Source organism: Caballeronia sp. LP006 (assembly GCF_031450995.1).
In the GTDB taxonomy this organism is placed as follows: domain Bacteria; phylum Pseudomonadota; class Gammaproteobacteria; order Burkholderiales; family Burkholderiaceae; genus Caballeronia.
Window position 1 is genome coordinate 2,922,337 of record NZ_JARTVW010000005.1, and the last position, 26,663, is coordinate 2,948,999.

At 60.6% G+C, this 26,663-nt stretch carries 25 protein-coding genes, 1 tRNA gene and 1 pseudogene; 11 read left to right on the forward strand and 16 right to left on the reverse strand.

The genetic code is table 11. The annotated features are described in order from the left end of the window. Positions 1-33 precede the first annotated feature (33 nt). From tpx to P9250_RS30215, 3 genes are all read left to right on the forward strand, one after another. Complete coding sequence (gene tpx, locus P9250_RS30205) at positions 34-534, forward strand: thiol peroxidase (protein ID WP_250465680.1); 501 nt, start codon at positions 34-36, stop codon at positions 532-534. 136 nt (positions 535-670) lie between these two features. After that, complete coding sequence (locus tag P9250_RS30210; RefSeq protein WP_244826266.1) at positions 671-1,609, forward strand: carbohydrate kinase family protein; 939 nt, start codon at positions 671-673, stop codon at positions 1,607-1,609. A gap of 17 nt (positions 1,610-1,626) precedes the next feature. After that, positions 1,627-2,106, forward strand: a complete 480-nt coding sequence (locus tag P9250_RS30215) for a glycine zipper 2TM domain-containing protein (RefSeq protein ID WP_244826267.1) — start codon at positions 1,627-1,629, stop codon at positions 2,104-2,106. Positions 2,107-2,369: 263 nt separating this feature from the next. On the opposite strand, the gene P9250_RS30220 is transcribed toward P9250_RS30215, so the two are convergent. The 4 genes and pseudogenes from P9250_RS30220 to P9250_RS30235 all read right to left on the reverse strand — a co-directional run bounded on the left by P9250_RS30220 (position 2,370) and on the right by P9250_RS30235 (position 5,739). Beyond that, complete coding sequence (locus P9250_RS30220; RefSeq protein WP_244826268.1) at positions 2,370-3,098, reverse strand: histone H1-like DNA-binding protein; 729 nt, start codon at positions 3,096-3,098, stop codon at positions 2,370-2,372. Between the two features lie 31 nt (positions 3,099-3,129). Further along, positions 3,130-3,466, reverse strand: a pseudogene (locus P9250_RS30225) (hypothetical protein). Between the two features lie 104 nt (positions 3,467-3,570). After that, positions 3,571-4,830 (reverse strand): ribonucleotide-diphosphate reductase subunit beta, encoded by a 1,260-nt coding sequence (locus P9250_RS30230; protein ID WP_250465682.1) that lies wholly within the window; start codon positions 4,828-4,830, stop codon positions 3,571-3,573. A gap of 696 nt (positions 4,831-5,526) precedes the next feature. Then, a complete protein-coding gene (locus P9250_RS30235; RefSeq protein WP_250465684.1) occupies positions 5,527-5,739 on the reverse strand; it encodes a DUF3820 family protein in 213 nt (70 codons plus the stop codon). 117 nt (positions 5,740-5,856) lie between these two features. On the opposite strand from P9250_RS30235, the gene P9250_RS30240 reads away from it, so the two are divergent. Then, positions 5,857-7,251 (forward strand): MFS transporter, encoded by a 1,395-nt coding sequence (locus P9250_RS30240; RefSeq protein WP_244826271.1) that lies wholly within the window; start codon positions 5,857-5,859, stop codon positions 7,249-7,251. A gap of 159 nt (positions 7,252-7,410) precedes the next feature. Here the strand turns inward: P9250_RS30240 and P9250_RS30245 are convergent, their stop codons facing one another. The 3 genes from P9250_RS30245 to P9250_RS30255 all read right to left on the reverse strand — a co-directional run bounded on the left by P9250_RS30245 (position 7,411) and on the right by P9250_RS30255 (position 12,695). Next, positions 7,411-10,416 (reverse strand): ribonucleoside-diphosphate reductase subunit alpha, encoded by a 3,006-nt coding sequence (locus tag P9250_RS30245; RefSeq protein ID WP_310396742.1) that lies wholly within the window; start codon positions 10,414-10,416, stop codon positions 7,411-7,413. Between the two features lie 988 nt (positions 10,417-11,404). Then, positions 11,405-11,755 (reverse strand): PP0621 family protein, encoded by a 351-nt coding sequence (locus P9250_RS30250; RefSeq protein WP_244826273.1) that lies wholly within the window; start codon positions 11,753-11,755, stop codon positions 11,405-11,407. A 28-nt stretch (positions 11,756-11,783) separates the two neighbouring features. After that, a complete protein-coding gene (locus P9250_RS30255) occupies positions 11,784-12,695 on the reverse strand; it encodes an inner membrane protein YpjD (protein WP_244826274.1) in 912 nt (303 codons plus the stop codon). A gap of 121 nt (positions 12,696-12,816) precedes the next feature. Here P9250_RS30255 and ffh point away from each other — a divergent pair, with 121 nt between their 5' ends. Further along, positions 12,817-14,184 (forward strand): signal recognition particle protein, encoded by a 1,368-nt coding sequence (gene ffh, locus P9250_RS30260; RefSeq protein ID WP_244826275.1) that lies wholly within the window; start codon positions 12,817-12,819, stop codon positions 14,182-14,184. A 115-nt stretch (positions 14,185-14,299) separates the two neighbouring features. Next, complete coding sequence (locus P9250_RS30265; RefSeq protein WP_244826276.1) at positions 14,300-14,851, forward strand: hypoxanthine-guanine phosphoribosyltransferase; 552 nt, start codon at positions 14,300-14,302, stop codon at positions 14,849-14,851. 47 nt (positions 14,852-14,898) lie between these two features. Here P9250_RS30265 and P9250_RS30270 read toward each other — a convergent pair whose 3' ends face one another. After that, positions 14,899-15,498: a MarC family protein gene (locus P9250_RS30270; protein ID WP_244826277.1), complete on the reverse strand. Its 600-nt coding sequence runs from the start codon at positions 15,496-15,498 to the stop codon at positions 14,899-14,901. 1 nt (position 15,499) lies between these two features. Beyond that, on the reverse strand, positions 15,500-17,236 hold the full coding sequence (locus P9250_RS30275) for a proline--tRNA ligase (RefSeq protein WP_310396745.1): 1,737 nt from the start codon (positions 17,234-17,236) through the stop codon (positions 15,500-15,502). A gap of 295 nt (positions 17,237-17,531) precedes the next feature. On the opposite strand from P9250_RS30275, the gene P9250_RS30280 reads away from it, so the two are divergent. Next, positions 17,532-18,182 (forward strand): RNA pyrophosphohydrolase, encoded by a 651-nt coding sequence (locus P9250_RS30280; RefSeq protein ID WP_244826279.1) that lies wholly within the window; start codon positions 17,532-17,534, stop codon positions 18,180-18,182. A 106-nt stretch (positions 18,183-18,288) separates the two neighbouring features. Further along, entirely contained in the window at positions 18,289-18,852 is a 564-nt protein-coding gene (locus P9250_RS30285) for a CNP1-like family protein (RefSeq protein ID WP_370652138.1), read from the forward strand. 97 nt (positions 18,853-18,949) lie between these two features. Here P9250_RS30285 and proB read toward each other — a convergent pair whose 3' ends face one another. From proB to rplU, 4 genes are all read right to left on the reverse strand, one after another. Next, complete coding sequence (proB, locus tag P9250_RS30290) at positions 18,950-20,068, reverse strand: glutamate 5-kinase (RefSeq protein ID WP_244826281.1); 1,119 nt, start codon at positions 20,066-20,068, stop codon at positions 18,950-18,952. A 49-nt stretch (positions 20,069-20,117) separates the two neighbouring features. Beyond that, on the reverse strand, positions 20,118-21,236 hold the full coding sequence (cgtA, locus tag P9250_RS30295) for an Obg family GTPase CgtA (RefSeq protein ID WP_250465691.1): 1,119 nt from the start codon (positions 21,234-21,236) through the stop codon (positions 20,118-20,120). A gap of 210 nt (positions 21,237-21,446) precedes the next feature. Beyond that, positions 21,447-21,707 (reverse strand): 50S ribosomal protein L27, encoded by a 261-nt coding sequence (rpmA, locus tag P9250_RS30300; RefSeq protein ID WP_014192314.1) that lies wholly within the window; start codon positions 21,705-21,707, stop codon positions 21,447-21,449. Positions 21,708-21,759: 52 nt separating this feature from the next. Continuing rightward, positions 21,760-22,071 carry a 50S ribosomal protein L21 gene (rplU, locus tag P9250_RS30305; protein ID WP_244828118.1) on the reverse strand — a complete coding sequence of 104 codons (312 nt, stop codon included), beginning with the start codon at positions 22,069-22,071 and terminating at the stop codon, positions 21,760-21,762. Between the two features lie 247 nt (positions 22,072-22,318). On the opposite strand from rplU, the gene P9250_RS30310 reads away from it, so the two are divergent. The 3 genes from P9250_RS30310 to P9250_RS30320 all read left to right on the forward strand — a co-directional run bounded on the left by P9250_RS30310 (position 22,319) and on the right by P9250_RS30320 (position 24,042). After that, complete coding sequence (locus P9250_RS30310) at positions 22,319-23,311, forward strand: polyprenyl synthetase family protein (RefSeq protein ID WP_244826283.1); 993 nt, start codon at positions 22,319-22,321, stop codon at positions 23,309-23,311. Between the two features lie 41 nt (positions 23,312-23,352). Further along, positions 23,353-23,429: transfer RNA gene (locus P9250_RS30315), tRNA-Pro, on the forward strand. A gap of 373 nt (positions 23,430-23,802) precedes the next feature. After that, the gene (locus P9250_RS30320; protein ID WP_310396749.1) at positions 23,803-24,042 is read left to right on the forward strand and encodes a hypothetical protein; all 240 of its coding nucleotides are present in this window, start codon (positions 23,803-23,805) and stop codon (positions 24,040-24,042) included. 231 nt (positions 24,043-24,273) lie between these two features. Here the strand turns inward: P9250_RS30320 and P9250_RS30325 are convergent, their stop codons facing one another. Genes P9250_RS30325 through P9250_RS30335 form a run of 3 tightly spaced genes read right to left on the reverse strand, consistent with a single transcriptional unit; the run spans position 24,274 to position 26,551 of the window. Then, complete coding sequence (locus tag P9250_RS30325) at positions 24,274-25,104, reverse strand: hypothetical protein (protein WP_250526262.1); 831 nt, start codon at positions 25,102-25,104, stop codon at positions 24,274-24,276. Between the two features lie 12 nt (positions 25,105-25,116). After that, the gene (locus P9250_RS30330) at positions 25,117-25,746 is read right to left on the reverse strand and encodes a hypothetical protein (RefSeq protein WP_250526263.1); all 630 of its coding nucleotides are present in this window, start codon (positions 25,744-25,746) and stop codon (positions 25,117-25,119) included. 10 nt (positions 25,747-25,756) lie between these two features. Further along, positions 25,757-26,551 carry a TIGR04255 family protein gene (locus P9250_RS30335; RefSeq protein ID WP_310396751.1) on the reverse strand — a complete coding sequence of 265 codons (795 nt, stop codon included), beginning with the start codon at positions 26,549-26,551 and terminating at the stop codon, positions 25,757-25,759. Between the last annotated feature and the right edge of the window lie 112 nt (positions 26,552-26,663).

A 26,663-nucleotide genomic window follows, 5' to 3' on the forward strand; every position in this document is an offset into this window, starting at 1 on the left:
CGTCAGCATCTGACACATTCTCTGGAGCGCAACATGAGTCAAGTTACCCTCGGCGGCAATCCTATCGACGTACGCGGCACGTTTCCGGGCGCCGGACAGCAGGCGGCCGAATTCACGCTCGTCGGCGCCGATCTCGGCGACGTCAAGCTGGCGAATTTCGCGGGCAAGCGCAAAGTGCTGAACATTGTGCCGAGTCTCGACACGCCGACCTGCGCGACCTCGACGCGCAAGTTCAACGAAGCCGCCGCCGGCCTCGACAACACGGTCGTGGTAGTCGTCTCAGGCGATCTGCCGTTCGCCGCCAAGCGCTTCTGCACGACCGAAGGCATCGAAAACGTGGTGACGGCATCGACGTTTCGCGGTCACGAATTCGCGGAAGCTTATGGCGTGGACGTCACGAGCGGACCGCTCAAGGGCCTGACGGCACGCGCCGTCGTTGTCCTGGACGCAGACAACAAGGTGCTGCATTCGGAACTCGTGCCGGAAATCAAGCAGGAGCCGAATTACGACGCCGCGCTTGCTTCGCTCAAGTAAGGTCGACGGCATGCCGGACCGCCGCGGCGGTCCGGCGGTCCGCATACGGGACGCGGTGGACGCTCATAAGGGTTTCACCGCCGCGCGCCGTATGCGCACCCTCTTCCTCGGCACCTAAACTTAAAGGACGTTCGCCTTGGCTACGCTTATCTGCGGCTCGCTCGCCTACGACAACATCATGACTTTCCAGGGCCGCTTCGGCGACCACATCCTGCCGGACCAGGTGCACATGCTGAACATCAGCTTCCTGGTGCCGACGATGCGGCGCAACTTCGGCGGCTGCGCGGGCAACATCGCCTACGCGCTCAAGCTACTTGGCGGCGATCCCAAGATCATGGCGACACTGGGCGCGGCGGATGCTCAGTTGTATATCGACCGGCTCGACGCGCTCGGTATCTCGAAAGAGTACGTGCGCGTCTTGCCGGACCAGCACTCGGCGCAATGCTTCATCACGACCGACCTGGCGAACAATCAGATCACCGCGTTCCATCCCGGCGCGATGATGGAGTCGCACCTGAACCGCGCCGACGAAGCGAAGAACATCTCGCTTGGCATCGTGGCTCCGGATGGCGCCGACGGCATGCGCGAGCACGCGGCGCAGTTCGCGTCGGCGGGCGTGCCGTTCGTGTTCGATCCGGGTCAGGGTCTGCCGATCTTGGAAGGTGTCGAGCTTTGTCGCATGATTGAACTTGCCACTTACGTGGCGGTCAACGATTACGAAGCCAAGTTGTTGAGCAACAAGACCGGATGGTCGATCGAAGACATCATGAGCCGCGTCGATGCGCTCATCATCACGCGCGGCGAGCATGGCGCGCAGATCTATCACGAGGACGGCGTGCTCGAAGTGCCCGCCGTGAAAGCGCGGCAAGTCGTCGATCCCACTGGCTGCGGCGACGCGTTCCGCGGCGGCCTGCTGTACGGTATCGAAAACAAGCTTGGTTGGGAAAAGACGGGCCGTCTTGCAAGTCTGATGGGCGCATTGAAGATCGAACATCAGGGTCCGCAAACTTATGAGCCGGCACGTGCCGAAATTGAAGAGCGTTACAAGCAGGCTTTCGGAAGCAGCCTGTCGTGATTGAGTGGAGTAATGGAATGAAAACGATAAGTCGTATCGCGCTTGCAGTAGCGCTCGTCGGCTCGGTGGCGCTCACGGGCTGCGCCTACAACAGCAGTTCGCCGGACGTGTACACGGCTTCGCAGGCGCAACGTGAAGAGACGGTGCGCATGGCGACCGTCGAAAGCGTGCGGGGCGTGAAGATCAGCTCGAACAACGGTCAACCGACCGGTCTCGGCACCATAGGTGGCGGCGCGCTCGGCGGCGTGGCCGCAGCCAGCGTCATTGGCGGCGGCAACGGGTCGATCATCGCGGGCATCATCGGCGGTCTGGCGGGCGCGGTCGCGGGTAACGCGGTCGAGAACAACGTCGCCATGAAGAACGGCCTGGAGATCACCGTGCGTCTCGATAACGGCGACATGCGCGCCATCACGCAAACCTCGAACGGAGAAGTGTTCCAGGCAGGCGAGCGGGTTCGCCTGCTGTCGAGTGGCGGCGTCACACGCGTCACGCACTAAGGTATTCAGCGGAGGATTAGCCCTCGTGTGGGCTCGTCACATCGAGCGCACGCAGGTCTTTCGCGTTCCGAACGAAGCGCATGTATCGAAAGATGCATGCGCTTTTTTTGGGCTCACGAAAACGCGGCGAAGCCCCAAGTCATGCGAACGGAAAAACCCGCCGCCAGGTTTCCCTGAGCAGCGGGTTTGAGGCCGGGTAGGCCTACCCGGTCGAAAGGCACATCGGTGTGTGCCGTGGTCCTGCCAACTACGAACGTAAAGACTTACGGACGGCTGCCCGTCGGGAACGGCCATGCTGCCGCCGGATTCAACGCCGTCTTGACTGCGGCGGCCGGAGCCGGAGCAGGCGTCGATACGGTCGTTGCCGTCGTTGCAGGAGCGGCAGCCGTAGTCTTCTTCGCAGCAGCGGCCTTTTTGGCCGGAGCTTTCTTGGCTGCGGGAGCCTTCTTCGCTGCGGGAGCAGCGGAAGCAGGAGCGGCAGCGGGGGCAGGCGCGGCGGCGGGAGCAGGGGCAGCAGCGGTTTTGGCGGGAGCCTTTTTCGCGGCAGCCTTCTTTGCAGGAGCCTTTTTCGCGGCAGCCTTTTTCGCGGCAGCCTTCTTCGCGGGGGCCTTCTTCGCCGCAGCCTTCTTAGCAGGCGCCTTCTTGGCAGCAGCCTTCTTCGCTGCGGCCTTCTTCGCAGGCGCCTTCTTCGCGGCTACTTTCTTGGTGGCTACCTTCTTCGCTGCAGCCTTCTTGGCGGGCGCCTTCTTGGCAGCAACCTTCTTCGTTGCGACCTTCTTCGACGCTACCTTCTTTGCTGCCGCCTTCTTGGCCGGAGCCTTCTTCGCTGCAACCTTCTTCGCCGCGACCTTCTTCACCGCGACTTTCTTGGCTGCTACCTTCTTCGTGGCGACCTTCTTGGCTGCTACTTTCTTCGCCGGGGCGGCCTTCTTTGCGGTGACTTTCTTTGCTGCAACCTTCTTGGCTGCGGGTTTTTTCTTGGCAACTGCCATGGTTTTTCTCCTTCAGGTTTTCAGATGAGAGTCAGTTCAAACTACACCCTTCGTCAAAACCCGCTTCCCACGCGTCGCTTCTCAAGGCGCACGCTACGAAGCGGATTATTCATCGGCGTACGCTGATCCCACCTGCTTACGCTAATGAATACGGCAAGGCGCGCCGTGCCCTTTGGCACCGCGCGCCAGATAGTGTCAGCACCGCTGATACGCGGCGCCGGCCATCGCTTGATCGAGCCAGCGAGCTTGCCGCTGGCGTTTTCCGGGGGGAAGTTTGCCCATCCCATTGAAGGGATCGCAAAAGGCCTGTCTTCTATCGCAGCCGTGTACGAGCACGGGCTAGCTAAGTCACAAGGCGCACTCTGCATCAGGCGACCGTTCTCCTAAACCTTGTCGGCCGAGCGCGCGTGAGTGTCACGCCGCTGCCCGGCCGTCCCATCGATTTCGTCTGCAACACGTCCTGGGCTTGTTGTTATTCCCAGGTCAGCGCGCCGCCGGTTTGATACTCAATCACGCGTGTCTCGAAGAAGTTGCGTTCCTTCTTCAAGTCGATCATTTCGCTCATCCACGGGAACGGGTTTTCCTCGTTCGGGTAGAGCGGGTCAAGCCCGATCTGCTGGCAACGCCGGTTGCAGATGAAGCGCAGGTAGCTCTTGAACATCGACGCGTTCAGGCCGAGCACCCCGCGCGGCATGGTGTCTTCAGCGTAGCGATATTCAAGTTCGACCGCCTCCTTGAAGAGCTCGCGGATCTCGGCCTTGAAGTCGGCGGTCCACAATTGCGGCTCTTCGAGCTTGATCTGGTTGATGAGGTCGATGCCGAAATTGCAGTGCATCGATTCATCGCGGAGGATGTACTGATACTGCTCGGCAGCCCCCGTCATCTTGTTCTGGCGACCCAGCGCCAGGATTTGCGTGAAGCCTACATAGAAGAACAGCCCTTCCATGATGCAGGCAAACACGATCAACGACTTCAGCAATTTCTGGTCCGCTTCCAGCGTGCCCGTGGTGAAGGCCGGGTCCGTCAACGTCTGGATGAACGGAATCAGGAACTCGTCTTTCGCGCGGATGGAAGCGACTTCGTGATAGGCGTTGAAGATTTCGCTTTCATCGAGCCCGAGCGATTCGACGATGTACTGATACGCGTGCGTATGGATGGCTTCTTCGAACGCCTGGCGCAGCAAGAACTGGCGGCACTCGGGAGCGGTGATGTGACGGTACGTACCGAGCACGATGTTGTTCGCGGCGAGCGAGTCTGCCGTGACGAAGAAGCCCAGGTTGCGCTTGACGATGCGGCGCTCGTCGTCCGAAAGACCGTTCGGGTCTTTCCACAGGGCGATGTCGCGCGACATGTTCACTTCCTGCGGCATCCAATGGTTCGCGCAACCCGCAAGGTACTTTTCCCACGCCCACTTGTACTTGAACGGCACCAACTGATTGACGTCGGTCTTGCCGTTGATGATGCGTTTGTCCGCGACGTTGACGCGTGCTTCGCTTTGCGCGGCGATGACGCCAGCGGAAGGAGTCGCGGCTGCGGGCGGAACGAAGCCATCGGAGAAGATGTTGTTCGCTTGCGCGATCTGATGAGCAGCTTGATGAGCTTGGGCAGCACGATGATCGACATGCGCTGTACCTTGCGTACCGAAAGTCGTGCCTTGAGCGTTCTGCAACGGGTTCTGTTGCGAAGCGCTCGAGGGAGCTACGGCAGTGGTCTCGTCATCCCAGTTGAGCATAAATTCTCACCATCAATTTAGTTCGGTTTGTACCATCTTTCCATGAGCATTAAAAGAGTTTGCTCATGGAAATTCTCGTTTTCACGCGTTTTAGTTTCGGCGTTGCTTCCTGCATACAACATTTGGTTCATCACATCGTGTGTGAAGCGTCATGCAAGATCGGTGGAAGCGTGTGTGAAGCGGTCCTGATCGAGTGTGTTTGATGACATCGGCGAGCGCTTCGACCGTGTTCTCTCGAAGCTCTGAGAGCGTTGCCGCATAAGGCTTTGCGGCTGACAATCAAATCATGTCGCGTGACTTCGCGCTTGCTCGATGACTCTCTTCGCGATAGATGCCGCGTAGCGCTGACGTTCTTGCTTGCGATGTTCGAGCGATGCAATGTCGAGCGATGTCACAAGACTCAAGCGCTTGGATGATTCGTGGTGTCGATACGTCATCTCTGCATGCTCTTCGCCGTGCTTCGATGTGCTTTGCCGTGGTCTCGCGAGACGCGGATGCATGAGCTCGACGAGTGACTCGATGCAAGGGTTCGAAGCCTGTTCATGCATGCACCGAAGGCTGTTTCCGACCTCTCGGCAAAGCGCTCCGATGCGTCGAAACCGTTGCCGAAGTCTAGCATTTGGCGCATCCAATTTCCACTAGATATTGTGTCTTGCGTTCCCGGCAAATACAACCTATAGCGCTTGACGCACAGCCTCAGCGGCCTCGTAGCGGATCGAGCAGAGAGCGCAAATTGTTATGGTCGATCTCATGCATGAGCGCAAGCAGGCGACCCAGCTTGCCCTCTGGAAAACCCTCACGCGCGAACCACGCGAGATAGTGAGCGGGCAAGTCGGCGATGAGCCGGTCCTTGTACTTGCCGTAGGGCATCGTCTGCGTGACGAGTCGTTGCAGGTCTTGCGGGTCCATCGCTTCCACTCCTCTTCCATGTTCATCGCGGCGCGTTGCGAGTTTCGTACTCGTCGGCTGCTCCATATCGGTGCCATAATCGCCGCTCTCGCTGCCTCGTGTCGAACGCGATTCTCCATGCCGATCGCCAAAGCTCTCATCGCCCCTCTCATCGTCGCGTGCGCGATGTTCATGGAAAGCGTCGATGCCAATGTCATCGTCACTGCGATTCCCGAAATGGCGCGTGCCTTCGGGCGCGATCCCGTCACGCTGAAGATTGCCGTCACGAGTTATGTGCTCGGCCTCGGCGTCTTCATACCGATCTGCGGCTGGGTCGCCGACCGCTTCGGCGCACGCACCGTGTTTCGTGCGGCCATCGGCGTGTTCGTGGTCGGCTCTATCCTCTGCGCGGCGTCCACCTCGCTCGGACCATTCACGGTGGCGCGCTTCATCCAAGGCGTCGGCGGCGCGATGATGGTGCCGGTCGGGCGCATCATCATCTTCCGCTCGGTGCGGCGCGCGGACTTCATTCGCGCGATGAACTATCTCTCGCTGCCCGCAATGCTCGGACCCGCCGTGGGGCCGCTGCTCGGCGGTTTCATCACGACCTATCTGCACTGGCGGCTGATCTTCTTCATCAACATTCCGATCGGCATTCTCGGTATCTATCTGACCAACCGCTACATCGCGGATTCGCGCGAGGAGCATCCGGGCAGGCTCGACTGGTTCGGCTTCTTTCTCTCGGCGGGCGCGGGCGTGCTGCTGCTGCTCGGCTTGTCGCTCGTGGGCGGCGAGCTCGTGTCGCCAAGCGTGGCCGTTGCGATGTGCGTCGTCGGCGCGCTCATGGTCTCGTTCTACATCATGCATGCGGCGCGCGTCGAACGGCCGCTGCTCGATCTGCGCTTCTTCAAGGTGCCGACGTTTCAGGCGAGCGTGATCGGCGGATCGCTCTTTCGCATCGGGCTTGGCGCGGTGCCGTTTCTGCTGCCGCTCGCGTTGCAGGAAGGGCTCGGCATGACGGCCTTCAAGTCCGGCGCGATCACCTGCGCTTCGGCTTTCGGCGGCATGTTCATGCGCTCGCTGGCGTCGCGCGTGTTGCGGCGCTTCGGCTTTCGACGCACGCTCTTCTTCAACGCGGCGCTTTCCGGCATTGCCATCGCCGCCTGCGGGACCTTCTTTCCGGGCACGCCGACCTGGCTGATCTGGGCAGTCGTGCTGCTCGGCGGCTTCTTTCCCGCATTGCAGTTCACGAGCCTCAACTCGCTCGCTTATGCGGAGATCGAAACGCGCGATGTCGGACGCGCGACGAGTCTCGCGAGCTTCGTGCAGCAGGTATCGCTCGGGCTGGGTGTGACGATCGCCGGCGTGACGCTCGAGTTCTCGCAGTATCTGAACGGACATTCGGCTGTGCAGTGGTCGGATTTTTGGCCCGCGTTTTTCGTCGTCGGAATGTTTTCGTTTTTGTCGATGCCGATAACCGCGCGATTGCCGCTCGATGCCGGATCGGAGATTTCGCGAGGAACGCGAGGTTGATGAAAGCCTGAAGCGCCACGCTGCAAAGCCGCGAAGCAAACAGAACGATCGAACCAAAACGAAACCGGGCCGGCACCGCGCGCTTCCTTCAACGAAGCACGCAATGCCGGCCCGGCGTGAAACATAAAGCCCTACCTGATCAAACCGCCAGCAACTAGCTTACTGACAAGCTTCGCACTCGTCGAAGCCGGGGTCGCCGGGACGCATCATGCAGACGGGACCATCGGCTTGCTGAGCCGCTTCAACCGGCACGGCAGCAGCCACCACCGCCGCAGCGTTGAATCCGCCCGCCGCCGCACCGCCAACCGCGCCGCCGTTGAATCCGTCCGCACCACCGGCGCCAGCGGCACCGCTACCGCCATCGCCTGAAGGAACCGCGTTGAGCGCGCCGTGCGCCACCGTCGACTTCTCGACGTGCGTCGCCGCCATCGTGCGGAGATAGTAGGTGGTCTTGAGGCCGCGCAGCCATGCGAGCTTGTAGACCTCGTCCAGCTTCTTGCCCGATGCGCCGCCCATGTAGATATTGAGCGACTGCGCCTGATCGATCCACTTCTGGCGACGCGCCGCCGCTTCCACCACCCACTTCGCGTCCAGCTCGAACGCGGTGGCGTAGATGGCGCGCAGATCGGCCGGAATGCGGTCGATGCGCGACAGCGTGCCGTCGAAGTACTTCAGGTCCGACACCATGACTTCGTCCCACAGGCCGCGCGCTTTCAGGTCGCGCACCAGGTAGTCGTTGACCACCGTGAACTCGCCCGACAAGTTCGACTTGACGTACAGGTTCTGGAACGTCGGCTCGATACACGCCGACACGCCGATGATGTTCGAGATCGTCGCCGTCGGCGCAATCGCCACGCAATTCGAATTGCGCATGCCGTGCGTCGAGATGCGCGAACGCAGCACGGACCAGTCCATGGATTCGGACGTGTCGACTTCGACATAACCGCCACGCGCCTCGGCCAGCAACTGCAGCGTGTCCTGCGGGAGGATGCCGCGATCCCACAACGAGCCGCGATAGCTCGAGTAACGGCCGCGCTCTTCCGCCAGTTCCGTCGACGCGTAGTAAGCGTAGTAGCAGACGGCTTCCATCGAACGATCCGCGAACTCGACCGCTTCTTGCGACGCATACGGCGTGCGCAGCAGATGCAGGCAGTCCTGGAAGCCCATGATGCCCATGCCCACCGGACGATGCTTCAGGTTCGAGTTACGCGCCTTCGCCACCGCGTAGTAATTGATGTCGATGACGTTGTCGAGCATGCGCATCGCCACACTGATGGTGCGCTTGAGCTTCGCGTGATCCAGCGCGAGCGTGCCGTCCGCCTGTTTCGCCAGGTGCGCGACCAGGTTCACGGAACCCAGATTGCACACGGCGATTTCGTTGTCGCTCGTGTTCAGCGTGATTTCCGTGCACAGGTTCGACGAGTGCACGACGCCCACGTGCTGCTGCGGCGAGCGCACGTTGCACGGGTCCTTGAACGTGATCCACGGATGACCGGTCTCGAACAGCATGCCGAGCATCTTGCGCCACAGTTGCGCCGCGGGCAGCTTCTTGAACAGCTTGATCTCGCCGCGCGCCGCTTTCTCTTCGTAAGCCGTGTAGGCCTTTTCGAAAGCCGCGCCGAACAGGTCGTGCAGGTCCGGGCAGGTAGCCGGCGAGAACAGCGTCCAGTCGCCGCCTTCGTGCACGCGCTTCATGAACAGGTCGGGAATCCAGTTCGCCGTGTTCATGTCGTGGGTGCGGCGACGGTCATCGCCCGTGTTCTTGCGCAGTTCCAGGAATTCCTCGATGTCCAGGTGCCACGTCTCCAGATACGCGCACACCGCGCCCTTGCGCTTGCCGCCCTGATTCACCGCGACGGCCGTATCGTTCACGACCTTCAGGAACGGCACGACGCCTTGCGACTTGCCGTTGGTGCCCTTGATGTGCGAGCCGAGCGCACGCACGCGTGTCCAGTCGTTGCCGAGCCCGCCCGCGAACTTCGAGAGCAGCGCATTTTCCTTGAGCGCTTCGTAGATGCCGTCGAGGTCGTCGGCGACGGTCGTCAGATAGCACGACGAAAGCTGGGAACGGCGCGTGCCGGAGTTGAAGAGCGTGGGCGTGGACGACATGAAGTCGAACGACGACAGCACGTTGTAGAACTCGATGGCGCGCGCTTCGCGGTCGATCTCGTTGAGCGACAGACCCATTGCGACGCGCATGAAGAACGCTTGCGGCAGTTCGATACGCTTGCCTTCCGTGTGCAGGAAGTAGCGGTCGTACAGCGTCTGCAGGCCGAGATAGCCGAATTGCAGATCGCGGCTCGCGTCGAGCGCGGCGCCGAGACGCTTCAGGTCGAATTGCTGGAGCTTGTCGTCGAGCAGTTCGGCTTGCACGCCCTGCTTGATGAATTGCGGGAAGTATTCGGCGTAGCGCTCGCCCATTTCGGCTTGCGTCACTTCGCCTTCAAGAATTTCGCGGCGGATGGTGTGCAGCAGGATGCGCGCGGTGACCTGGCTGTACGCCGGGTCTTTTTCGATCATCGTGCGCGCGGCGAGGATGGCCGAGTCGTAGACCTGGCTCATCGGCACGCCGTCGTACAGGTTCTTCACCGTTTCGGCGACGATCGGGTCGGCGGAGACGGCATCGCCCAGATTGGCGCAGGCCGAGACGATCAGAGCCTTGAGCGCGCCCAGATCGAGCGGATGCGTGACGCCGTTGTCCACCACGTTGATGCCGCTCGCGTTCGCCCGGACTTCCGGCGCGTGCGCGCGCTCTTGCGTGCGCTTCTCGCGATACAGCACATAGGCACGCGCGACGTTGTGCTCGCCGCCGCGCATCAGCGCGAGTTCGACCTGATCCTGAATGTCTTCGATATGGAACGTGCCGCCATGCGGACGGCTTCGCACGAGCGCGCGCACGACGGCTTGCGTCAGTTGGTCGACGAGTTCGCGCACGCGAGCGGACGCCGCGCCCTGACCGCCGTTCACGGCGATGAACGCCTTCGTGACCGCGATGGCGATCTTCGACGGCTCGAACGACACCACGCTTCCGTTGCGGCGGATGACTTTGTAGTCCGCGTACGTCGTGTTCGGCGCGAGCGCTGGCGCGCCCGATGCATTGGCGCCGCCCTGCGGCCGCGCGGATGCGCCTTCGAAGGAAGTCGTGGCGTTCTCGGTGGTTTGCATGTGCAAAACTCCTGATGTTCGAGTGGTGCGGATGGTCCGCGGATTTATCACTTATGCCGCGCGCGTTTGCTGTCGTCGTTGAACCGATGCGACACGCGCGATGTTTGACGGTAAAGCCAGGCTGTGAATACAGCAGGCTCGGAACACGAATCGCGCAAAAAATAGCGCCGATAACGGCCCGCATTGTTTCTGGCGTCTCATGCGATGCCCGCGTTGGCGCGCGGTGTCGGTCGACGCGATTTCACGTTTCAACTCGCGTTCCGACTCACGTTCCGACTCACGTTTACTTGCATGCCTTCTTCACGGTGCTTCTTGCTGGCGCTCGATACACCCGATGCCCCATTCCTCGCAGATGGAAGCGTCGCGCGCACCGCCCCGGGCCAGCCAACTTCTCTTACGCCGGAAAGCCGACGGCGCCGGCTCATTAGAGCGGGCGCCGCCTCAACAACACAAGATATAGTGCAAAGTACGTCTTTCGGCACCAAGTATAGTGGACTTTCGCACAGTCTCAAAAAGTTTTATTTGCTCTGACCATGCGCTCACGGGGTTGACTTTTGCTGCGTCAAAGCACGGCAAGGGATCGGGCGTGAGCTTGCTGCGGCGCAGCGAGACGGAGCTTCCGCGAGGCGTTTATAACGAAGTCAAGATGTGTGGACAGGCGTGAATCGGGCGCGTGATTGCGCTATACGCGAAGGCCGATTTGAGTCTTTGCGCGTGCGGGACGTTCACGCCGATGCCATCCTGGCGATGCAGGCGTTAGCAGTCGGCGAGAGTTTAGATGTATGAGACTGCGCTCGCCGCACTATAGACGCCGCAAACCGCATCTCACGTTCACGGTTGGCTAAGTAGCCGCCGCATGCGCTTAGTGCGTGTCAATGGAGGATGACCGTGCTTACCGCAGCACGGCCTTTGCGGGAACAGCGCGCCTTTGCGGTCTGCAAGACATCCTCGACGTGAGGCGGCGCATGTTCGTTTCGGCACCGAAGGCTCAACGCGCGTCGCGCCCTCGCGGGCTCGCGGCATGACGTCGCGCGTGTTCATCGCAACAAAAGCGCTGTCCCGCCACCACGATCGACTCGCTGCGTGGCGTATGCACGCCGCATTGCACGCAGCGGATGAGCGGATCGGTGAGCTGCGGAGCATCGCTCGCAGCGGCGCCGCCACGCGTGCGACGCGCACCAGTGGCACCCGCAGCACCCGCAGCGCCCGATGAACCCGGCGCGCCGCTTCCCGCCGACGAACGCGCATCGGCTTGAGCGCGCTCGTTGGCGCGGCGCAGTTTCTTCAGGAGCCATTGGGTCACGAAGAAGAGCGCGATCAGAAGAATGAAGTTTCGCATCGACTTGAACAGGTTGGAAATGCCGCGCTCACACCACTGCGCGATGCAGCAGCACTTCGAAGACGAACCGGCTGCCCACGTAAGCCAGCAACAATGCGACGAACGAAGCGAGCACCCAGCGCAAGGCAGCGCGTCCGCGCCAGCCGGAAACGCGTCGCGCGGTCAGCAGTGCGCCGAACATTACCCAGGAAAGGAACGCGAACACGGTCTTGTGATCGAGACGCAGCGCGCGATCGACCAGTTGCTCGTTGAACGCGATGCCCGACACCAGCGTCAGCGTAAGCAGCACGAAGCCAGCCGCGATCAATCTGAACAGCAGCTTTTCGAGTGTAAGCAGCGGCGGCAAGGTATCGAGCCAGCTCGCGAGCCAGCCGCCATTGGCCGCATGACGCGTGTTGAGGCCGCGCATGCGCTGCAGCCGGCGCTCGAGCAGCAACATGAGCACCGCATGCAGCGCCGCGATGGCGAACAGCCCATAAGCGATATTGGCGATCAGAAAATGCAGCTTGAACATTGGCGCGGCGGAATACGAAAGCACGCGCACGCCGCCGAACAGAAGCGGCAGCAAGGACGCCACGCAAGCGAGCGGCAACACGAGCAGACGCAGGCCGTCGAGCGGAAAGAAGAAGCTTTCGATCCAGTAGATGCCCGCGCCCAGCCAGAACATGGCCGAGAGCGCGAACGCGAAGCCGAAGATCATCGCGTTCTGCGGAAAGATGGTGGTGTGCAGCAGAACGCCGTGCACCAGCAATGCCACTAATAATAAAGCGCGCCCGACACCGCTCATGCCCGATGCGCGCGACGTCGATGTCATCGAGCCTACGCCCGCAGGCACGCCCGCCAGCGCCGGTTCGACGGCGGTATGACGATGCGCGCGCCACCCCGCCACGGCTAGTCCGCCGTAGAGAAGCGCAGTGAGGGCATACAGTACAATATCCATGTTCGAAGTTTACACTAGGCCCCGGTTCCGCGACGCCTTCACCCTTGCGCCAGCATAGTGCGCAGCGCGGTGAGCGCGCCATGTCACTGTGAATTCTGGGCCGCATTCTATAGCGCTCCCCATGCTCGACAACCTCACTCAACGGATGGCGCGCGTCGTCAAGACGCTGCGCGGCGAGGCCCGCCTCACCGAGGCCAACACGCAGGAGATGCTGCGCGAAGTGCGTCTCGCGCTTCTCGAAGCAGACGTGGCGCTGCCGGTCGTGCGCGAATTCATCGCCAAGGTGAAGGAAAAGGCGCTCGGCGAGGAAGTCCTATCGAGCCTTTCGCCGGGCCAGGCGCTCGTCGGCGTCGTGCAGCGCGAACTGACTGCCGTGATCGGCGGCGACTACGAAGGCAAGGCCGCCGAACTGAATCTCGCGGTCACGCCGCCCGCCGTCATCCTCATGGCCGGCTTGCAGGGCGCGGGCAAGACCACGACCACCGGCAAGCTCGCCAAGCTGCTGCGCGAAAAGAGCAAGAAGAAGGTGCTGACGGTTTCTGTCGACGTGTATCGTCCGGCGGCTATTCGTCAGTTGCAGACGGTGACCGAGCAGGTCGGCGCGGACTTCTTCCCGTCCGAGCCGGATCAGAAGCCCGCGGATATCGCGCGCGCGGCAATCGACTGGGCCAAGCGCCACTACCATGACGTCGTGATCGTCGACACGGCCGGCCGTCTCGGTATCGACGAAGCCATGATGAAGGAGATCAGCGAGCTACACGCGCTGCTCAAGCCCGCCGAAACGCTCTTCGTCGTCGACGCCATGCTCGGTCAGGACGCGGTCAACACCGCCAAGGCGTTCAACGACGCCCTGCCACTCACCGGCGTCGTGCTCACCAAGCTCGACGGCGACTCGCGCGGCGGCGCGGCGCTCTCCGTGCGTCATGTCACCGGCAAGCCGATCAAGTTCGTCGGCGTCGCGGAAAAGCTCGACGGTCTCGAAGTGTTCCATCCGGATCGCATGGCGAACCGGATTCTCGGCATGGGCGACATTCTCGCGCTCGTCGAGGAAGCGCAGCGCGGCGTCGACACGCAAGCCGCGCAGCAACTCGCCGACAAGGTCAAGAAAGGCGGCGACTTCGACCTGAACGACTTCAAGGCGCAGCTCTCGCAGATGAAGAAAATGGGCGGCCTCTCTTCGCTCATGGACAAGCTGCCCGCGCAGTTTCAGCAAGCGGCGCAAGGCGCGGACATGAACAACGCCGAGAAGCAGATGCGTCGCATGGAAGGCATCATCAATTCCATGACGCTTCAGGAACGCGCGAAGCCCGAGCTCATCAAGGCCGCGCGCAAGCGTCGTATCGCGGCGGGCGCGGGCGTGCATGTGCAGGAAGTCAACCGCATGCTGAACCAGTACGAGCAAATGCGCGGCATGATGAAGAAGCTCAAGGGCGGCAACCTGCAAAAGATGATGCGCGGCATGAAGGGCATGATGCCCGGCATGCGCTAGGCGCGACAGAACAGGCCCGCGCTCGCGCCGAACGCCGCGAGGAGCGCGGGTTTATCATAGGGCGCACGCCGCCGTTTCTTTCCACACTAAGTAGTCCGCCTCCCCGCTTCCCTCTATGAATCGCGAAGAAGCTCTCCATATTTTCAGCCACTCCGAAGAGATCGTTTCGGTCGAAGCCGTCAACGCATCGATCGAACGCATGGCTGCAGCCATCAAGGCGGCAACGAGCGACGATTTCCCGCTCGTGCTTTCGGTCATGGGAGGCGCGGCCGTTTTCACCGGCATGCTGCTGCCGCATCTCGACTTCCCGCTCGAGTTCGACTACATCCATCTGACGCGCTATCGCAACGCCATCAAGGGCGGCAGCGAAATGCAGTGGCGCGTGGCGCCGGCCGAATCGGTGAAAGATCGCGTGGTGCTCGTACTCGACGATATCCTCGACGAAGGCGAAACCATGGCTGCTATCCGCGACCGCATCATGGCGATGGGCGCGAAGCAGTTTTTGTCGGCGGTGCTGTGCGAGAAGATCATCCCGAAGGCGAAACCGCTGCGTCCTGATTTCTGCGGCTTCGAAGTGCCGGACCGTTATGTGTTCGGCTGCGGCATGGACGCGAAGGGTTATTGGCGGAATCTACCAACCATTCGCGCGCTAACCGAAGGCGCATGAGCGTTCGTTCGGTAGTCAGTGAAAAAAAGCGGCCGAGGCCGCTTTTTTCATAGCTGATGCACGAAGGTCCGTATGCCCGTGAGCATCATCTCGACCGAAATGGCCACGAGCACGAGCCCCATCAAGCGCTCGAATGCCGTCACCGCGCGCTCGCCGAGCCAGTGTTGAATCTTCTCGGCCAGCACGAGCACGATGGCGCACACGACCATGGTGACCGTGAGCGCGCCGATCCATTCCAGCATCTTCCCCGGCGCTTGCGATGTCAGCAGCATTACCGTGGCAAGCGCGGACGGTCCCGCAAGCGCGGGAATGGCGAGCGGCACGATAAGCGGTTCGCCGCCGCGCGAGTCGCCGCCCATCGGGCCGTCAGGATGCGGAAAGATCATTCGCAGCGCGATCAAAAACAGCACGATCCCGCCGCCGATACGCAACGACAGATCCGTCAAGTTCATCGCGCGCAGGAAGCGGTCGCCGGCCAGCATGAACACCAGCAGGATCACGAACGCAATCGCCACTTCCCGCAAGATCACGACGCGACGCCGCTCGATAGCGACGCCGCGCAGTGCGTTGATGAAGATTGGAATATTGCCGAGCGGATCGGTAATCAACAGAAGCAGAATCGTCGCCGACAGGAAGTTGTATTGCACGTTACTTCGCGAGCGCCTCACGAATCTTGGCCGTCACCATGCCCGCTGCCTCGTCCACCGGCACGAGCGTGGCTTCGGTATCGCGGCGCGCCTGATATTCCAGCTTGCCGTCCTTGAGCCCGCGATCGCCAATCACGATGCGATGCGGCACGCCGATCAACTCCCAGTCCGCGAACATCACGCCCGGGCGCTCACCGCGATCGTCGAGAATTACGTCGAGGCCGGCTTCCTGCAAGGTCGCGTAGAGCTTGTCGGCCTGCTCGCGCACGGCTTCGCTGCGGTCGTAGCCCATCGGGCAGATCACGACTTCGAAAGGCGCAATGGCTTCCGGCCAGATGATGCCCTTGTCGTCGAAGTTCTGTTCGATGGCTGCGCCCAGAATACGCGTGATTCCGATGCCGTAGCAGCCCATCTGCATGGGCGCGGGCTTGCCGTTTTCGTCGAGGAAGGTCGCGCCCATCGAATCCGAGTATTTGGTGCCAAGCTGGAACACGTGGCCCACTTCGATACCGCGACAGATTTCGAGCGTGCCCTTGCCGTCCGGCGAGGGATCGCCCGCGACGACGTTGCGGATATCCGCGACTTCCGGCTCGGGCAGATCGCGGCCCCAGTTCACGCCGGTCGTGTGGGAATCCACTTCGTTCGAGCCGACCACGAAGTCGCTCATGTTCGCGACCGTGCTGTCGGCGATTACGCGCACCGGCTTTTTCGTGCCGATCGGGCCGAGATAGCCCGGCGGCGTGCCGAACCATTCGACGATCTCCGCTTCCGTCGCGAAGCGATAACCCTTGAGGCCCGGCAACTTGCCCGTCTTGATGTCGTTCAACGAATGGTCGCCGCGCAGCATCAGAAGCCAGATGGTCGGCTCGGCGCCTTCGTTGTCGGTGGCGAGAATGATCGACTTGATCGTGCGCTCGAGCGGAATGCCGAGATACTCGGCGACGGCTTCGCACTTCGCCTTGCCGGGCGTCGGCGTCTTTTTGAGCTCTTCGGCGGGCGCGGCGCGCGTGGCGACGAGCGGCACGCCTTCGGCAGCCTCGACGTTCGCCGCGAAATCCGAAGCCGGGCAATACGCGATGTCGTCCTCGCCCGTCTCGGCGATCACGTGGAATTCATGCGAGCCGCTGCCGCCAATCGAACCGTTGTCCGCCGCGACGGCGCGAAACTCCAGGCCGATGCGCGTGAAGATGCGCACGTAGGCATCGAACATTTTCCGATACGACTCGGCGAGGCCGGCCGTGTCTTTATCGAACGAATACGCGTCTTTCATGATGAACTCGCGGCCACGCATGACACCGAAGCGCGGGCGGATTTCATCGCGGAACTTCGTCTGCACCTGATAGAAGTTCACCGGCAACTGCCGATAGCTCTTGATTGCGCTGCGCGCGATCTCGGTCACCACTTCCTCGTGCGTCGGGCCCATGACGAAGTCGCGGTCGTGACGGTCCTTGAAGCGCAGCAGTTCGGGGCCGTATTGTTCCCAGCGTCCCGATTCCTGCCACAGTTCGGCGGGCTGCACGGCGGGCATCAGCAGTTCGAGCGCGCCCGCGCGGTTCATCTCTTCACGCACGATGGCCTCGACCTTGCGTACCGAACGCAAGCCGATTGGCAGGTAATCGTAAATGCCGCCCGCGACGCGACGGATCATGCCGGCGCGCATCATGAGCTTGTGGCTGACGATTTCGGCCTCGGAGGGCGCCTCTTTCAGGGTGCCGATGAAGAAACGGGATGCTTTCATTCAAGTTTTCCAAATGCGCCACGCGCTCCGAAAGCTCTGGCTCTCGAAACTGGCGATACGTGTGAACGACGGGACGGACGACGGCTTTGTACGGAGCAGAGGCGGCGCGTCGATGCGCTACTTCGGCCAACGGAAGAAGATTTTGCCGCACGCGGAGTGCTCTGGCAAAAAGTCGCTTATGCGTGCTTCGAACCCGGGCTAATGACGAAGGCCGGTTCCGCGGGTTGATTCCAATACGCCGTGCCCGTTATCTGTTTATAATCAAAGCAATTTTAAAGGATTCGAAGGTGGTTGTATGCTGGATCGTGAAGGCTTTCGCCCGAACGTCGGCATCATCCTCTTGAACGCGCGCAACGAAGTGTTTTGGGGTAAGCGGCTGCGTGAACATTCCTGGCAGTTTCCGCAAGGGGGCATCAAGTACGGTGAGACCCCTGTGCAAGCGATGTATCGGGAGTTACACGAAGAAACCGGCTTGCTTCCGGAGCACGTCAAGGTCGTCGGTCGCACGCGCGACTGGCTGCGTTATGAGGTGCCGGATAAGTTCATCAAGCGCGAAGTGCGCGGACATTATCGCGGACAGAAACAGATCTGGTTTCTGCTGCGCATGGTGGGACGCGACTGTGACATTTGCCTGCGCGCGACGGACCATCCGGAATTCGATGCCTGGCGCTGGAACGAATACTGGGTCCCGCTGGATGCGGTAATCGAGTTCAAGCGTGACGTTTATCAACTGGCTCTGACCGAGCTATCCCGCTTCTTGCGGCGTACCAACTCCCGCGTCGAACGCGGCGAGCGCGTCGCGCATCACGGACCGCGCTATCCACGCGTCGTCCAGACGATGACGATCGAAGCACCTGCCGTAACCGTCGCTGGCAACGAGGTTCAGGCAGAATGCACGATCAGCGAGGAAGTGCATATCATCGTGCAGCGGTCTTCGTGCGACTGATTACTGCGGTTCTTCTTTTACTTTGACACTGAGCACGGCACGGCGAGCAATTCGCCGTGCTGTTGCCGTATGCGCACCTGTTTTCGGGAAGATCGAATTGAAAGCCATTGGTTCATTTGCGTTGTCCGCTGCGGTATCCGTGGCCATGCTGGCCACGCTCGCTGCCTGCTCCAGCAACAAAGGCCCGTCCACTCAGGACGATGGCGTCTTCACCTATCTGCTCGACCAGAAGCCGGAGTGGACCGAGGAAAAGGTCGATACGCTTCCGCCGCTGCCCGAAGCCTCGAATCTGCTTGCGTTCAACGTGTCGCAGAATACGCCGCTGATTTTCGCCGTCGACAAGACTTCGCTTTCGGTCGGCAAGGATGGCGTCATTCGCTACGTGATCGTCGCGACGAGCCCAAGCGGCGCGCGCAATGTGAATTACGAAGGCATTCGCTGCGATACCTACGAATGGCGCCGCTACGCGAGCATCAACGATAACGGTACGGCCTGGGATCGCGAGGTCGCATTCGACTTTCGCCGCATAGAAAATGGCGAATTGAATGCGTATCAGGCGGCGCTGTATCAGGATTATTTCTGCACGAGCAAATTGCCGGTCGGCACGGCCAAGCAGATCGCCAGCAACATTCAGTACAAGCGCACACAGAGTTCCATCAACGTGCGCTGAAGTTGGGTTGCGTTGAGTTTACGTTGAGTTGAGTTGCGTCGAACATGCGCTCATGCGAAAAGGCCCGCTTTCACGCGGGCCTTTTACGCATCAAATCTCAGACGAGCACCAGATTATCGCGGTGAATCAGCTCCGGCTCCAGCATATAGCCGAGCACCGTTTCGATCTCGCCGCTCGGCCGCCGATGAATCAGCCGCGCTTCTGAACTGCTGTAATTCGTGATACCGCGCGCCACTTCGCGTCCTTCGTCGTCCAAACAGGCGATGACTTCGCCGCGATCGAACGCGCCCTTCACGTCGATCACGCCGATCGGCAGCAAGCTCTTGCCTTCGGCTGTGACCTTCTGAACCGCGCCGTTGTCGATCACCACGTGACCGCGCATTTGAAGGTGATCCGCCATCCACTGCTTGCGCGCCGCAATGCGCGCCGTACGCGCGATGAGTTGCGTGCCGATCATCTCGCCGGAAGCGAGCCGCGTGAGCACATCGGCTTCGCGGCCGCTTGCGATCACCGTGTTCGCGCCGCTATGCGCCGCGCGCTTCGCCGCGAGAATCTTCGTCAGCATGCCACCGCGTCCGAGGCTCGAACCCGCGCCGCCCGCCATGGCTTCGAGTTCTGGCGTGCCGGCGTCCGCCTGTTCGACGAGCGTCGCGCTCGGGTCCTTACGCGGATCGGCGGTAAAGAGGCCGCGTTGGTCGGTGAGAATGACGAGCGCGTCGCCTTCGATCAGATTCGCCACGAGCGCGCCGAGCGTGTCGTTGTCGCCGAACTTGATTTCGTCGGTGATGACCGTGTCGTTCTCGTTGATGATCGGTACCGCGCCCAGACGCAGCAGCGTGAGCAACGTGGAACGTGCGTTCAGATAGCGCTCACGGTCGGCCAGGTCGGCGTGCGTCAGCAGAATCTGCGCGGTGCGAATGCCGTGCGCGCCGAAGCTGCTCTCGTAGACCTGCGCGAGCCCCATTTGCCCGACGGCGGCGGCGGCCTGCAATTCGTCGATTTCGCGCGGACGTTTGGTCCATCCAAGCCGATGAATGCCCTCCGCGATCGCGCCGGAACTCACCAGCACGACTTCCTTGCCCTGCTCGCGCAAGGCCGCGATTTGCGCCGCCCAGCGATTGATTGCCGCATGATCGAGCCCGCGCCCGTCGTTGGTAACGAGGCTGGACCCTACTTTCACTACGATTCGCTTCGCAGCGGCGATGACCGAACGCATCGTGCGCATTCTCCTCGGATGTCGCGGCCCACGCGGGCGGGCCGCGTCGTTACTCTTCGTCTTCGTCTACGTCTTTGTCTGCTTGCTCTTTCACAGGCGTGTCGCGAAAGCGCACGTCCGCCGCGAGATCCTCGGCCTCGGCCGCGCGCGACGCGTCCGAGTTCTGCGAAATGTAGTCGTAGATTGCGTAGATGAGCGCCTCGCAACCCTGACCGGTCAGCGCCGAAATCTCGTACACCGGCCCGGTCCATTCGAAACGCTCGACGAAGTCGTCGATACGCGCGCGACGTTCGTCTTCCGGCACCATGTCGAGCTTGTTCAGCACGAGCCAGCGCGGCTTTTCGTAGAGCGACTCGTCGTATTTGCGCAGTTCGTTGACGATGGCCTTCGCCTCGGCAACGGGATCGACGTTTTCATCGAACGGGGCGAGATCGACCAGATGCAACAGCACGCCCGTGCGCTGCAAGTGACGCAGAAAGCGATGCCCAAGCCCCGCGCCTTCCGCCGCGCCTTCGATCAGGCCGGGAATGTCCGCGATCACGAAGCTCTTGCTCGGACCCACGCGCACCACGCCGAGATTCGGCGCAAGCGTGGTGAAGGGATAATCGGCGATCTTCGGCCGCGCGTTCGACACCGACGCGATAAACGTGGATTTTCCCGCGTTCGGCATGCCGAGCAGACCGACATCCGCGAGCACCTTCAGCTCAAGCTTGAGCATGCGGCGCTCGCCCGGCTTGCCGTCGGTCTTCTGACGCGGCGCACGGTTTGTGCTCGACTTGAAATGTAGATTACCGAGGCCGCCCGAGCCGCCTTGGGCAATCAGAATCTGCTGATTGTGTTCGGTCAGATCGGCGATGAGTTCGCCCGTGTCCTGATCCGTGATGATGGTGCCGACCGGCATGCGCAACGTGATGTCGTCGCCACCTTTGCCGTAGCAGTCCGCGCCGCGACCGTTTTCGCCGTTGCGCGCCTGATGCTTCTTCGAGAACCGGTAGTCGATCAGCGTATTGATATTGCGATCCGCAACTGCGTAGACGCTGCCGCCGCGACCGCCGTCGCCGCCGTCCGGTCCGCCGAACGGGACGAATTTTTCGCGGCGCATCGACGCGCTGCCATCTCCCCCGTCGCCGGCGATGACTTCAATTCTCGCTTCGTCAATGAACTTCATGCGTTGCTCCGTCCCGTGTTTCTGCTCGATGAGACCGGAACTTGCATTGAAGCTCAAGTTCCGGTCGAGATACTATTTTGCCGTGACTGACGTGCGCCAGCCATGGTGATAAAGAATTCCTGGCGATGCGGCGTTTCGCGCATCCAAAAAACAAAAGGCCCCGCGAACTTCGCGGGGCCTTTGTCGGTCCTGAAGCCCGTGCAGTAAAACTTAAGCTGCCGGGACGACGACGACCGTGTGCTTTCTTGCTGCGCCCTTCGTCACGAACTTGACGTGACCGTCGGCCAGCGCGAACAGCGTGTGATCCTTGCCGATGCCGACGTTTTCACCCGGGTGCATGCGCGTGCCGCGCTGGCGAACGATGATGCCGCCTGCGTTGATTGCCTGGCCGCCATAAACCTTCACGCCGAGGCGTTTCGATTCTGAGTCGCGGCCGTTGCGGGAAGACCCGCCTGCTTTTTTGTGTGCCATTTGATTAGCTCCTTAACCGATTTCCGCGTAACGATAACGATGCGACCACGCCTTAGGCGTTGATCGCGTCGATGCGCAGTTCGGTGTAGTTCTGGCGATGGCCAGCGTGCTTTTGGTAGTGCTTCCGGCGACGCATCTTGAAGATGGTCACTTTGGCATGACGACCTTGGGAGACCACGGTAGCCTTGACGGAAGCCCCACTGACCAGCGGCGCACCGAACTTAATCGATTCGCCTTCGCCTACTGCGAGAACCTGGTCGAGCGTGATTTCAGCGTCAATGTCTGCCGGTATCTGTTCTACTTTCAATTTTTCGCCAACGGCAACTTTGTACTGCTTGCCGCCGGTTTTTATGACCGCGTACATTGAGAACCTCACTCTGAATTCATTTTTCCACGCACCGCGCGAGGAAAACACGAGATTATACATAGGGTTAGAGGCTTCGTCAAAACGCATTGACAATCCAGTGCGTTGTGCATGACGGCGCGATCCTCGGCGAAAACAGTCCGATTTGACGCCGATTTCGCGAGCAAACGCCCCCGATGCTCGCGCCCGACACGCGTGGTCAGTCGGATTCGCCTTATAATCCGCCGCATCACCTTATTAGCCGATCATGTCGTCCACCGCCACTTCCCCTCCCAACGCCGCCGCACTGCTTGCCCCGATCGCCGAGGACATGCAGCAGGTCAATCGCGTCATCCGGCAGCGCCTGGCATCAGAAGTGATGCTCATCAACCAGATTTCCGAGTACATCATCGGCGCGGGCGGCAAGCGCTTGCGGCCGGCGCTCTTGCTGCTCGTCGCGGGCGCGCTCGGGGACACGACGGGGCACCGGCATGAACTGGCCGCCGTGGTCGAGTTCATTCATACGGCGACGCTTCTCCACGACGACGTGGTCGACGAATCCGACCTGCGTCGCGGCCGCAAGACGGCCAATGCGCTCTTCGGCAATGCCGCGAGCGTGCTGGTCGGCGACTTCCTGTATTCGCGCTCGTTCGAAATGATGGTGACCGTTGGCAAGATGCGCGTGATGGAGATTCTATCCGTCGCGACCAACGTCATCTCCGAAGGCGAAGTGCTGCAGCTTCTGAACATGCACGATCCGGACGTGGACGAAGCGCGTTACATGCAGGTGATCCGCTACAAGACGGCGAAGCTTTTCGAAGCGGCGGCCCAGCTCGGCGCGGTACTTTCAGGCTCTGACGCGCGCACGGAAGCAGCGGCGGCGGAATTCGGCCGGCGCATCGGCACCGCGTTTCAGATCATGGACGACTGGCTCGATTACACCGGTACGCCTGAATCCATGGGCAAGAATGCCGGCGACGACCTGCGCGAAGGCAAGCCCACGCTGCCGCTCATCTATTTGATGGAGCACGGCACGCCGGAGCAAGCGACACTCGCGCGCGAGGCGATCGAGCAAGGCGGCACGGATCGGTTCGATACGATCTTCCACGCCATTACGACTTCCGGCGCGCTCGATCACACGCTGGAGTGCGCGCGCAAGGAAGCGCACGCGGCGGCAAGCGCGATTTCTTCGTTTCCAGATTCCATTTACAAAGAAAGCCTGATAGAATTATGTTCTTACTCGACGTCGAGGCAGTCTTGAAAGAGACTAAACCGCCTCTAAAGTCCAGGTAAAAACAAATTCGGGGTGTAGCTTAGCCTGGTAGAGCGCTACGTTCGGGACGTAGAGGCCGGAGGTTCGAATCCTCTCACCCCGACCAGATTTTTCCTTACAAACAGCGGACTAGATGTCCGCTGTTTTTGTTTGTGTGCTCGGTAGTGGCAATTCGGTGGCAATCGGGCCGAATTCGCCATCGCGAAAAAAGTCGAAAAAAAGTTGGCCTACTGTTCTCAGGCACTTTCCGACAATCCACGCGCCGAGCGACAAAACATGCGCACTAGTTCGACGTATACCGTGCTCCTCAACAATTGGAGCATGGACATGGCGTCCATCGAAAACCGCTCGCAGTATCTCGTAACGGTCAAGCATCGTGACGACCTCAAGCAAACCTTCGCCCACAGCGCCAAGAAAAAAAAGCCGACGCATACGTCGAGTCGCTGAAAGGCCAACGCCTTAAGCCCAAGCTCAGCTGGTTGGACGACTATTTCGTCGTCCGCGTGCGAAGTGTGTCCGACAAGAATCAGACCCTAGTTGCCCGCATCGAAAAGGAAGCGAACGACATCAAGAATCGGCTTGAAGGCGAACGGCGGCATGGCCTGTTCGTCAATTACGCCCAGGCCCATAAGGTCGCTTATTTATTTGGAGGAGGACGCCTTCGAGCCGGGATACATCCTGCTCGAGAAACCGCTCAAGTTCGCCGCGAGATTCCCTGACCTGAAACATCTCATCCCCCTCCTTTTGCATTCGAAGATACGAGTTCTGTCGAATTCAACCCCTGTCGCACGCCCAAGCCTTGCCATCGTTCCATAACGTCCGAACGCTGCGCGAGTGTCCTATTAGGACACCGGTGAGCGATTTTTCGAAGACTTGGGGGATTCACAAACCCGATAAGCATCATCTGATGCCCATCATGCAGCAATATCACCAGTCGGCCCAATGCCCGGCTATTCGGCCAGCACGGGCTGCTGTGGCTCAGCGGCAAGACTAATGTGCTCCAGCCTCCAGCGCTTCAACTGCTTGAACATCTCGTACGTCAGCACCGACTCCGACATCGGCTCACAAAAGCGGAGTTCGATTTGCTGCCATTGCTTTGAAGGGGCGAGCAGCTTTTCCTTGAACGCCTTCCCGATGGCATCAGCGGCCGCCCTTGCAGCGCTTTCCGCAGCGACGAAATCAGGGGCCGCCTGGTGAAGGATAGTAATGTCGAGCACATAGGTGTCATCTGGACCGTTCCGAGTAACTTCCACACCTTCGTCCACGTCGAAGAAGACACCGATAATCAATTCCCCATGCGGCTTGACGGCCTTCGCGATTTTCTCCGCCAGCTTGGTTTCCTTGGTCAACCGGCGCTCGAATTCATCCGCAAAAGCGGAGCGGCGGTATCGACTCGCCAGCCACATCTGCAGGACGGCGTGGTCCTCGGAACGGAGGCGGACTTCGGACCGAGGCAAGTATTCATTTAGCCTGAGCTTGTCGATACTAACTTTGGCCGTCGCCTCGAACTCCGCCCAGAAGGGAGCCTCGCCTGCAAATTCAACGTGAAGCTTGCGCGCATTTTTGGCGTGGGTGCAGTTGCCGTCCTTCACGGTCAAACATCCCACGACGACCTCGACGACCGGCTCGAATTGCGGGTCCTGTGCGAGGTCACAGTCGTGAGTTGCAACGACGACTATCGTCTTGTCGGGACTTGCCGCATGGCGAAGCCCCAACGCATCAATTGCGGCGTCGCTGAGCAGAAATCCTTGGCGCCACGGTGTCTCACGATTCCACTCCACCACTTCGCACCTTTACGCCTGGTCGTTGGATGAAGGAAGGTCAAAGTCGGCAGTAGCTGACGTCTTTGCGCGGTTTGCAATTCGAGCGTTCATACGCTCACGCTGAGCGCTCTCGCGCTGGTGAATCTGCGCCAGCACCAACGCTGCGTCGCGCGCAGACTCTCCTGACTGGGCGACTTGCATGAGCGTTCGGCCATTGGCAAATTTCCGCTTTAGCAATGCCGCATTTACGGCGACTCCTTCGTGGGCCAGCACATCAGCAGCTCGAGCAAGGTCCTGCAACCTAGCTGCATTCTCCTCTGCAACTTGCTCCCCATTGAGCCAGTTGTAGACGGACTGACGGGACACTCCGAGTGTCGCAGCCAGGTCCGACACTGCCGGATGCAGCACGTCGCGTATCCGTGCAAGGTCTTCAGCTGGCGTTCGGACATCGTCAACTACCGCTACATCAGCGGTGCTATAGAGCGCTTGCTGAACTCCCGATTGAAGGCGCTCCAGTGACAAGTGGCCGCCCGTACCTATCACGGTCAATGCCGCCCCAGCAGCGGCGACCCACCCGACCAGCCGCACCAGGCTTGAAGTACCGCCAGTCACGGCCGGGCGTTCGGTAACCCATCCACCGTAGGACATCTCGCTGCTCATAGCGCCTCCTTCAGGCCCAAGTGGCCAAAGCGTGGTCTGTTACGATAGCCTTGAAGCACTTGTCAATTTCGTTGTGAAGGGCTGTCAACCGGGCCTCGATTTTTTCCAAATCGAACACCTCTCGCTGAGTGACGGAGGCATCCGTATCGATTACGGCGTGCAAGCCTACGTGCTGCGTAAATCGAGGGTCTATATTTGGTGCCAGCGAGGTCAGTTCAACTGGCAGACCAACTTGCCCATGACGAATAATCACGCGCGAGACAAGCTGCCCTGCAGGACTGGTCACGAGCGTTTCACTGACCGAATGTTGGTGTTGTGCGTGGTCGCGCAATGAGAGTCCGAGGACCTCTGGTACGAGAAAGTCTCGCAGCGACTCCTTTTCTCCTGACGGCAACACGGCATCCAGATACCGTAGGCCGATTCGCTCGATAAAATCCAGTTGCAGGGCGTCATGCACAGTGCCAAGACCCGCCAACAACGCACGAGAAAAGGCATCGAACGTTTCGTACTCAGTGGTCTGAAACGACAGTGCGTTCGTCTCCAGCACGAACCTTGTGCTGCCCGAAATATCGCCAAACTGATACCTCGACTGAGGTGTGAAAGTCGGCGCCGCGACCTGGCCAGGCTCAATAGCTCCAAAAGGAAGCACAAGCCGCTGGACCACCTCCTGCTTGAAGTCCGGAAAATGCTTTTCCCGCATTTTGGCTTGGATAGCCGAAATGTATGCGTCCAGATTCAGGACGGGATTGAACTGGATTTGGGCGACGGTGTAGTAGACCGGTGCGTTGCTCAGCCTCTTACCCATGACTTCCTCGATGTTGACTTGACAGGCGGGTTGACACTTTACACTGTACTTGACAGATTAACCATCGTAAAGTGCCTTCCGTGGATGCACCGCCAGACCAAAATTTTCAAGA